Origin of the sequence: Kitasatospora sp. NPDC056327 (assembly GCF_042261735.1) — a bacterium.
In the GTDB taxonomy this organism is placed as follows: domain Bacteria; phylum Actinomycetota; class Actinomycetes; order Streptomycetales; family Streptomycetaceae; genus Kitasatospora.
In genome coordinates, this window is record NZ_JBHJRC010000018.1 from 47243 (window position 1) to 56106 (window position 8864).

Sequence of the window (8864 nt, forward strand, 5' to 3'; positions counted from 1 at the left end):
GATTCACAGGACACTCGCTCGCCGGGCACGCACCCACCCGGCACTCGGCAACACTCACGGCACACCCACCGCAGCACCCGCCCGCGCACGGCACCCGCTCACCGGGCCTCCGCCCCGCGCGCGGTCCGGCGCAGCGCCCGCCCCGGACGCGCGCCCGTGACCCGGCCCTCCTCGACGACGGCCGTCCCGTTCACGTAGACGTGCTCGATGCCGACGGCCGGCCGCCTCGGCTCCTCGAAGGTGGCGGCGTCCTGGACGCGTTCGGGATCGAACAGCACCAGGTCGGCGTGGTACCCGGGGACGATCCGCCCGCGCCGGTGCAGCCGCAGCCGCGCCGCCGGCCGGCCGGTCATCCGGGCGACCGCCTCCTCCAGCGTGAGCACGCCCAACTCCCTTACGTACCGGGCCAGGTAGCGCGGGAAGGTGCCCCAGGCCCGGGGGTGCGGACGGGCGCCGACCAGCAGCCCGTCGCTGCCGACGGTGTGCGCACGGTGGCGCATGATCGCCCGGACGTTCTCCTCGTGGCCGACGTGCTGGAGGATCGTGGTCGCCAGCTCGTCCCGCACCAGCAGTTCGAGGAAGACCTCCGTCCCGGTCCGGCCCTGCTCGGCGGCGAGTTCGGCGACGGTCCGGCCGACCGCGCCGGCGAGCCCGGGGGTACGGACGCCGGAGAGCTGGATGGTGGCCCAGTCGGTGACGACGCCGTGGCAGCCGTCGCTGCCCTTCTCCTCCACCTCGTACCGGATCCGCTCGCGCACCGCCGGGTCGCCGAGCCGCGCCAGGGTGGCCTGCGGGCCGCCCTCGGTGGCCCAGCCGGGCAGCAGCGCGGCCAGGGTGGTGGAGCCGGGCAGGTAGGGGTAGCTGTCCAGAGTGAGGTCCACGCCGTCGTCGAGCGCCCGGTCGACCAGCGCCAGCAGCTCGCCGGCCCGGCCCTCGTTGACGCCGAAGTTCATGGTGGCGTGGGTGAGGTGGAGCGCGCAGCCGGACCGCCGGGCGATCTCGACCATCTCCGCGTACCCCTCCAGCGCCCCGGCACCGTAGGAGCGCTGGTGCGGCGCGTGGAATCCGCCGAAACCGGCGACCACCCGGCAGAGTTCGACCAGCTCGGCGGTGTCCGCGTACATCCCGGGGGTGTACGTCAGTCCGCTGGACATCCCGACCGCGCCCTCGGCCATGCCCTGCGCCAGCAGCTCGCGCATCAGGTCGAGTTCGGCCGCGGCCGGGGCCCGGTTCTCCCAGCCCACGGCGAGCATCCGCAGCGAGCCGTGCGGCACCAGGTAGCAGGCGTTGACGGCGGGGCCGGTCCGGTCCAGCCGGTCCAGGTAGCCGCCGACGGTCCGCCAGTCCCAGTCGAAGCCGTCCGGGTCGCCGTTCCAACCGGCGATCTGGCGGCGCAGCGCGGGCAGGGTGGAGTCGTCGACGGGCGCGTAGGAGAGACCGTCCTGGCCGAGGACCTCGCAGGTCACGCCCTGGGTCACCTTGGCCGGGTGCTCGGGTTCGCGGAGCAGCGCGAGGTCGGAGTGGGCGTGCATGTCGATGAACCCGGGGGCGAGCACCAGCCCGTCCGCGTCCACCACCCGGACCGGGCCGCCGGCCGCACCGCTTCCCGCGCCGGCCGGTGCGCCGCGCCCGGCGCCGCGCACCGAGTCGCCGAGTTCGACGATCACGCCGTCGGCGATCCGGACGTCCGCCCGGTACCGCCCGGCGCCCGTCCCGTCGACGACCGTGGCGCCCAGGAACACCGTGCTGCGCGCCCCTGCGGTCCCCGCGGCCGGTCCGTCCGCGTTCCGTGCGCCCATCAGAAGAACGTCCTGACCAGGCCGGTGACCTTGGGCTCGGCCGCCGAGGCGTCGTCCAGCACCGGTACCAGCGTCCACTTGTCGAAGGCGGTGCAGGGGTGCGAGATGCCCATCCGCAGCACGGCCCCGACCGGGGCGAGGTCGCCGGCGCCCCGCAGGAAGGCGTGCTGGTCGTTGAGCGCGGTGATCCGCGCCGCCGTCCCGGTCAGCTCCGGGCCGCCCCGCACGGCCTGCGGCTCCGGCAGGCCCTCGTCGAACGGCAGGTCGCGCTTGCCGGCGTCCAACAGCGCCAGGTGCGGTTCCGGCCGGGACACCACCCGGGCCCAGCCGTGCAGCGCGGCGCGCAGCGGCCCGCCCCCGGGGCGGGCCGCCTGGGCACCGCGGCCGAGCGGCGAGATCCCCCGGTAGAAGCCGTCGTCGTGCGCGAGGTACGCGCCCGAGCGCAGCACCACGAACGCCTCCGGCAGCGCGCCCAGCTCCTCGGCCACCAGGTCGAAGTAGGCGCTGCCGCCGGCGGTCACCACCGGCGGGGCCCCGTCCGCGTACCGGCCGGCGAGCCGGCCGTGCAGCTCGGCCAGCGAGCGCAGGTAGCCGCGCACCGCGGCGAGTCCGTCCTCGCTCGCGTCGTGCGCCAGCGCGCCCTCGTAGCCGCCGATGCCGGCCAGCCGCAGGGTCGGCGCGCGCCGGACGGCGTCGGCGATCTCCACCGCGCCGTCGACGCCGCGCACCCCGGTGCGACCGCCCGGACCGCCGAGTTCGACCATCACCTCGACCGGGCGCCCGGCGCCGGCGGCGCGCAGCGCCTCGTCCATCAGCCGGACGCTGTCGACCGAGTCCACCCAGGAGGCGAAGGCGAAGTCCGGGTCGGCGGCCAGCTCGCCGGCCAGCCAGCCCAGGCCGGCCGGGTCGAGCAGCGAGTTGGCGAGCATCAGCCGCCGGACGCCGAAGGCGCGCGCGACCCGCAGTTGCGGCAGGTTGGCGAGGGTGATGCCGTGGCTGCCCGCGGCCAGCTGGGCCTGCCAGAGCGCCGGCGCCATGGTGGTCTTGCCGTGCGGGGCGAGGGCCACCCCGGCGTCGGCGCACCAGCGGGCCATGGTCCGCAGGTTGTGGTCGAGCGCGCCGGCGTCGAGGGTGAGCAGCGGGGTGCCGAGGTCGGCGAGGGCGGGGCCGGTCTCCAGGTACCGGCGGACGGTCAGGCCCGCGGCGGACGCCGGCAGCGCCTTGAAGCGCCAGTCGAGCACCTCCTCGGCCAGGGCCGCCACCCGGCCGGTGTCGAGGCCGGGGCCGCTGCCGCCGGCACCACCGCTGCCACCGTCGGTGCCGCTGCTTGCGAAGGTCTGGTCCACCGTCTTCCTCCATCTGCCATGTTGCAACATGCGCAATGAGGGTTGCACATGCTGGCAGCACGGTTCTAGCATCGGCGCCGGACGAAGGTCAACGACAGCCGCCCGCCGCACGCGGGTCAGGCCGGCTCGCCGCAGCACCCCCCACCCGGCAGGGCCGCAGCACCCCGAGGAGCCGAGCAGATGCCACGCCAGGACGCCGCCGTGAGCCCGGGCACCCCTCCGCCCGGCGGTCCGACGGCCGCCCCGTCCGTCCCCGGCCCCGCCCCGGCCGCGGCTCCCGCCGCCGGGACCGCGCCCGTTCCGGCACCCGTTCCGGAGCAGACCGCCGACGGCGCGCCCGCGCCCGTCCCCACCGCCCCCACCGCCCCCACCGCCGTCTGCGTCGGCGAGTCGATGGCCGTGCTGCTCCCGGACCGGGCCGGACCGCTGGAGTCGGTGGAGAACTTCCGCCTCTCGGTCGGCGGCGCCGAGTCCAACGTGGCCGGCGCCCTGGCCGCGCTCGGCGTGCCGAGCGCCTGGATCAGCCGGGTCGGCGACGACGGCTTCGGCCGCCGGATGCTCGGCGAGCTGACCGCCCGCGGGGTGGACGTCTCCGGGGTCGCCGTCGACCCGCACCGCCCGACCGGCCTCTACCTCAAGGAGGTCGGCGGCACCACCGGCGACCGCCACGACCTCGGCCCGGGGCGCAGCCGGCTGCACTACCACCGCCGCGGCTCGGCCGCCGCCGCCCTCTCCCCGGCGCTGCTCACCGACCCGGCCGCCGCCCGGCTGCTGGCCGGGGCGCGGCTGCTCCACCTGTCGGGCATCACCGCGGCCCTGTCCGACGACTGCCTCGCCCTGCTGCGCGCCCTGCTCGCCGAGCGCCGCCCCGGCCGACTGGTCAGCTTCGACCTCAACTGGCGGCCCGCGCTCTGGCGCGAGCGCGACCCCTCGGTGCTGCCGCCACTGCTGGACGCCGCCGACCTGCTGCTGATCGGCGCCGACGAGGCCGAGGCCGCCTTCGGCACCGGCGACCCGCTGGCGCTGCGCGAGCTCTTCCCCTCCCCGGCCACCCTCGTGGTCAAGGACGCCGCCCGGCTGGTGACCGCGGTGGAGCGCGACGGCACCACCGCCACCGAGACGGCGCTCACCGTCGAGGTGGTCGAGGCGACCGGCGCGGGGGACGCCTTCGCCGCCGGCTACCTGGCCGGCACCGTGCGCGGCCTGGACCAGCGGCGCCGTCTGCGGCTGGGCCACCTGAGCGCGGCCTGCGCGCTCACCGCCCACGGCGACCAGGCCGACCTGCCGCCCGCCGCCGTGGTCGAGGCCCTGCTGGACGCCTCGCCCGAGGACTGGGCGGCCACCCGGGTCTCGGCGGATGGCATCGTGTCCCCTGTCCTGTCCGCAGCCGGCACCCCCGTCGCCCCGGCGACGCCCGGCACCCCCGCGACACCCACGGTGTCCACCGCGCCCACCGACCACGGGGGCGGTGCCGCCGACCCTCGACCGGCCGCCTCCCCGGCCCTTGGAGCACCATGAGCCAGACCGTGACCCGCGCCCTGCGCATCCTCGCCGAGCTCGGCGAGGGCGAACGTTCCCTGGACCAGTTGGCCGAGGTGCTCGGCGTGCACAAGACGACCGTGCTGCGGCTGCTCCAGACCCTCGAAGAGGAACGATTCGTCTACCGGGACGCGGGCTACCGCTACCACCTCGGCGCCGGTCTCTTCGCCCTCTCCGGTCTGGCCCTGGAGCAGCGCGGCGTCCGCCGGATCGCCGCCCCGCACCTCGCCGAGCTGAACGCCGCCACCGGCCAGACCGTGCACCTGGCCGCTTACGAGGGCGGCGAGGTGGTCTACATCGACAAGTACGACTCCCGCCACCCGGTGCGGATGTACTCGCGGATCGGCCTGCGCGCCGCCCTGCACAGCGCCGCCGTCTCCAAGGTGCTGCTGGCCGACCTGCCCGCGCCCGAGCGGCGCCGGGTGGCGGCCGGCATCGACTTCATCCCGCACACCCCCCGCACCCTCACCACGCCCGAGGCGCTGCTCGCGGAGCTGGAGAAGGTCGCCTACCAGGGCTGGGCGCAGGACCACGCCGAGCACGAGGCGTTCATCAACTGCGTGGCGGCGCCGATCCGGGACGCCAGCGGCCGGGTGGTCGCGGCCGCCTCGATCTCCGTCCCGGACGTCGTCCTCCCGTACGAGCAGGTGCTGGAGCTGCTGCCCCAGCTCCTCGCCACCACCCGGGCGATCTCGGCCGACTGCGGCCAGACCCCGCCCCGCCACTCCTGAGTCCTCCGGCCCCGCAGAGCGCCCGCAGGATCCCACGGACCCCCGCAGGACCCCGTCGACCGTTCCATCGAGAAAGCGAACCAGCATGAGCGACAAGACCGAGATCCGCACCGACGGCGCCCCCGCCCCGGCCTGGATGTTCTCCCAGGGCGTCCGCAAGGGCCCGATCCTCCAGGTCTCCGGCCAGGGCCCGCAGGACCCGGCCACCGGCGAGTACCTGTACCACGGCGACGTGAAGGCGCAGACCCGGCGCACGCTGGAGAACGTCAAGGCGATCGTCGAGGCCGGCGGCGCCACCGTCGAGGACGTGGTGATGTTCCGGGTGTACCTCACCAAGCGCGCCGACTTCCCGCTGATGAACGAGGTCTATGCCGCGTTCATCGAGGAGAACATCAAGCCGGGCGGTGTGAAGCCGTGCCGCACCACGATCTTCGTCGAGCTGCCGCAGGAGCCGATGCTGGTCGAGATCGACGCGCAGGCCGTCATCGGCTGATCGCGCCGCACGCGTCCTGCCGCACGCACCGCACCGCACCGACGAAGGGGCCCGGACACCGCGTCCGGGCCCCTTCCGCACCCCCTGCCCCGTTCGCGCCCCCTCCGGCGCCTTGCCCTCCCCCTCACAACTCATTAGGTTAGGCTCACCTAACCAACAGGCAGGCAGCCCGCCGGAGGTCCCGAACCATGAGCCCGCACCCCCTCGACGCCGAGACCACCGCGACCCCCACGGCCCCCGACGACACCGGGGCGCTCGCGGCCCCCGACGGCGCCGAGATCCCCGAGCCCACCGCCGCCGAACGGATCGGCAGCGTGCTCACCGCCACCTCCTCGGTGGTCGTCCGCGCCTGCGGCGAACAGCACGAACTCACCACCCCCGTCTCGGTGCACGGCTCCCGGCTGCGCCTGCGCGCCCCGCTCGACGCGCCGGTCACCGTCGCCGCGGCCCGCGAGCAGGACGGCCTGCCGGTCGTCCTCGACCTCACCGACATCGCCCCGGTGGCCGTCCGCGACCGGGTCCGCGGCCGCCTCACCCTCGCGGGCCGGCTCCACCTCGCCCACCTCGCCGACGACGGCCTCAGCGTCCACCTCCGCCTGGACGTCGCACACGCCGTGCTCTCCACCCCGTACGGCACCACCGCGATCACCGGCGCCGACCTCGCGGCCGCCGCGCCCGATCCGCTCGCCCGCTACGAGGCCGGCCTGCTCACCCACCTGGCCGACGACCACCCGGACGCGGTGCTGCTGCTCACCCGGCTGCTCGACCCGGCCCTGCTCGCCGAGCGCCCCGCCGTCCGCCCGCTCGCCCTCGACCGGTACGGCCTGGTGCTCCGCCTCGACCACCCGGACGGCCACCGCGACGTCCGCCTGGTCTTCCCCGAACCGGCCCGCGACGCCGACGAGTTCGGCCACCGCGTGCACCAGCTGATCAGCGCCGCCGAGCAGGCGCTGCCGGTCCGCCACCCCTGAACCCCGGGTCCGCCCGCCCCACCCGGCACCGCCCCACCCGGCACCGCGCCGCCCCGGTCGCCCACGGCCCCGTCACTCCGCGGCCCCCGGCCCGCCGGCGCGCTCCGCCGCGTCCTCCAGGACGATCCGCCCCATCCGGGCGTACCGGTCCGGCCTGCGCGCCCGCATCCACAGCGCCAGGGCGATCCCGGCCAGGAAGGTGCCGATCACCAGGGACGGGATCAGCCGGAACAGCAGCGTGCCCGCGGCAGCCCCGGCGGCGGCGTCCCTGTTGATCACCAGCAGGACCACCACCCCCGCCATCGCCACCCCGCCGACCAGCGGCGCGACCAGCGTCCGGAACCAGTGCCGGGTCTCCGGGTGCCGGCCCTGCACGTGGAACCAGCCGACCACCGCGAACGAGCAGAGCGTCTGCACGATCAGGATCGCCATCGTCCCCAGCAGCGCCAGCAGCGTGTACAGGTGCGTGTACGGGTCCATGCCCGCCACCAGGAACCCGGCCACCAGCGCCGCCGCGATCGCCGACTGCGCCAGCGAGGCGACGTGCGGCGAGCCGTGCCGGGGGTGGGTGCGCCCCAGCGCCGGGTGCAGGAAGCCCTCCCGCCCGATCGCGTACAGGTACCGCGCCGCGCACTGGTGGAAGGCCATCGCGCAGGCGAAGGAGCCGCTGACCAGCAGCCACCGGAAGACCGCGACCGCCCAGCCGCCGAGGTGCGCGCCGAGCGGGTCGAAGAACAGGCTGTTGCCGTCCTTGCCCGGCACCAGTCCCCGGGCCACCTCCACCGCGTGCACGGCACCGTTGCCGGAGACGACCATCCAGGACACCAGGACGTAGAACAGCCCGACGCCGACCACCGAGATCAGCGTCGCCCGCGGCACCACCCGCTTCGGGTCGCGGGACTCCTCGCCGTACATCGCGGTGGACTCGAAGCCGACCCAGGAGCAGAACGCGAAGAACAGCCCCAGCCCGGCCGCGGCCGGCCCCGAACCGCCCCCGCCGCGGAGGGCGTTCAGCGGATCGAGCGCCTCCCAGGCCGGACCGTCCGGGCCCCCGCCGCCGAAGGCCACCGCCAGCGAGACGGCACCCAGCACCGCCACCTCCAGCACCAGCGCCACCCCGAGCACCCTGGCGGTCAAATGCAGGTCGAACCAGGCCATCACCGCGATCACCAGCAGTCCGAGCCCGGCGTACCAGCCCCAGGGCAGCACCACCCCCAGCTGTGCGGCGACCAGCCCGCGCAGCGCGTACGCGAAGAAGCCGAGGACGGCCGCCTCGAAGACGACGTAGGCGAGCACCGCCAGCAGCCCCGACGCCAGGCCGACCACCCGGCCGAGCCCGTGCGAGATGTAGCCGTAGAAGGCGCCGGCCGCGGTGAGGTGACGGGCCATCGCCACGTACCCGACCGAGAACACGGTGAGCACCAGGGTCGCGAAGACGTAGGCGGCGGGCGCGCCGGCACCGTTGCCCTGACCGACGATGATCGGCAGGTTGCCGGTCATCGCGGTGATCGGCGCCGCCGTGGCGACCGCCATGAAGACCACGCCGGCCAGTCCGACCGAGTCCGCCCTCAGCCGGTCCACCCCGCCGCCCGGCACCGCCGCCCGCGTCCCCCCGACCGCGCCCCCGCTCCGGACGGCCATCCGGCCCCCTTCACCCGCCGCGCCCCGTGCGGCCCGCCGGACCGGTCGCACGCTGACTGCCCGACAGCATCGGGGCCACCGGAGGGCGGCGCAAACGGACGGCGACCGTGCGTCAGCGTCGTTGCGTTGACGCCGCGTTCGATCCCCGCCCGCCCCGTTCGACCGGGAGCGGGGGCACCCGCACGCGCGGACGGTCCGGCACGGCCGGTCCGGTCCCCGGCCCCCGCGCCCCGGACCGGGCACAACGGCGGCCGGCCCTACGTTCCGCTCGACGACTCCTACCCCGCCGACCGCCTGCGGATGGTGGTCGAGGGAGCGGAGTGCCGGCTCGCGGTCGCCGACCC

The 8864-nt window shown here is 75.9% G+C and carries 7 protein-coding genes and 1 pseudogene; 5 read left to right on the plus strand and 3 right to left on the minus strand.

Annotated features, from left to right (window positions below):
* Positions 1 to 98 precede the first annotated feature (98 nt).
* Complete coding sequence (locus ACFCX4_RS04965; protein WP_376139033.1) at positions 99 to 1799, minus strand: amidohydrolase family protein; 1701 nt, start codon at positions 1797 to 1799, stop codon at positions 99 to 101.
* Positions 1799 to 3145: an amino acid deaminase gene (locus tag ACFCX4_RS04970; RefSeq protein ID WP_376139034.1), complete on the minus strand. Its 1347-nt coding sequence runs from the start codon at positions 3143 to 3145 to the stop codon at positions 1799 to 1801. Before ACFCX4_RS04970 ends, ACFCX4_RS04965 begins: the two co-directional genes overlap by 1 nt.
* A 180-nt stretch (positions 3146 to 3325) precedes the next feature.
* Between ACFCX4_RS04970 and ACFCX4_RS04975 the strand changes: the two genes are divergently transcribed.
* The 4 genes from ACFCX4_RS04975 to ACFCX4_RS04990 all read left to right on the plus strand — a co-directional run bounded on the left by ACFCX4_RS04975 (position 3326) and on the right by ACFCX4_RS04990 (position 6879).
* Positions 3326 to 4663 carry a sugar kinase gene (locus ACFCX4_RS04975; protein WP_376139035.1) on the plus strand — a complete coding sequence of 446 codons (1338 nt, stop codon included), beginning with the start codon at positions 3326 to 3328 and terminating at the stop codon, positions 4661 to 4663.
* Positions 4660 to 5415, plus strand: a complete 756-nt coding sequence (locus ACFCX4_RS04980; protein ID WP_376139036.1) for an IclR family transcriptional regulator — start codon at positions 4660 to 4662, stop codon at positions 5413 to 5415. Before ACFCX4_RS04975 ends, ACFCX4_RS04980 begins: the two co-directional genes overlap by 4 nt.
* An 85-nt stretch (positions 5416 to 5500) precedes the next feature.
* Entirely contained in the window at positions 5501 to 5908 is a 408-nt protein-coding gene (locus ACFCX4_RS04985) for a RidA family protein (protein WP_376139037.1), read from the plus strand.
* Between the two features lie 188 nt (positions 5909 to 6096).
* Positions 6097 to 6879: a DUF2470 domain-containing protein gene (locus ACFCX4_RS04990; RefSeq protein WP_376139038.1), complete on the plus strand. Its 783-nt coding sequence runs from the start codon at positions 6097 to 6099 to the stop codon at positions 6877 to 6879.
* A gap of 72 nt (positions 6880 to 6951) precedes the next feature.
* Here the strand turns inward: ACFCX4_RS04990 and ACFCX4_RS04995 are convergent, their stop codons facing one another.
* Positions 6952 to 8520, minus strand: a complete 1569-nt coding sequence (locus ACFCX4_RS04995) for an APC family permease (RefSeq protein ID WP_376139039.1) — start codon at positions 8518 to 8520, stop codon at positions 6952 to 6954.
* A 126-nt stretch (positions 8521 to 8646) separates the two neighbouring features.
* Between ACFCX4_RS04995 and ACFCX4_RS05000 the strand changes: the two are divergent.
* Positions 8647 to 8864: pseudogene (locus tag ACFCX4_RS05000) on the plus strand (hypothetical protein); the annotation flags it as partial.

Bases quoted from the DNA above. Each gene is read 5' to 3' on its own strand.
- ACFCX4_RS04965 (WP_376139033.1), bottom strand. From the start codon at position 1,799: ATGGGCGCACGGAACGCGGACGGACCGGCCGCGGGGACCGCAGGGGCG.
- ACFCX4_RS04975 (WP_376139035.1), top strand. From the start codon at position 3,326: ATGCCACGCCAGGACGCCGCCGTGAGCCCGGGCACCCCTCCGCCCGGC.
- ACFCX4_RS04980 (WP_376139036.1), top strand. From the start codon at position 4,660: ATGAGCCAGACCGTGACCCGCGCCCTGCGCATCCTCGCCGAGCTCGGC.
- ACFCX4_RS04985 (WP_376139037.1), top strand. From the start codon at position 5,501: ATGAGCGACAAGACCGAGATCCGCACCGACGGCGCCCCCGCCCCGGCC.
- ACFCX4_RS04990 (WP_376139038.1), top strand. From the start codon at position 6,097: ATGAGCCCGCACCCCCTCGACGCCGAGACCACCGCGACCCCCACGGCC.
- ACFCX4_RS04995 (WP_376139039.1), bottom strand. From the start codon at position 8,520: ATGGCCGTCCGGAGCGGGGGCGCGGTCGGGGGGACGCGGGCGGCGGTG.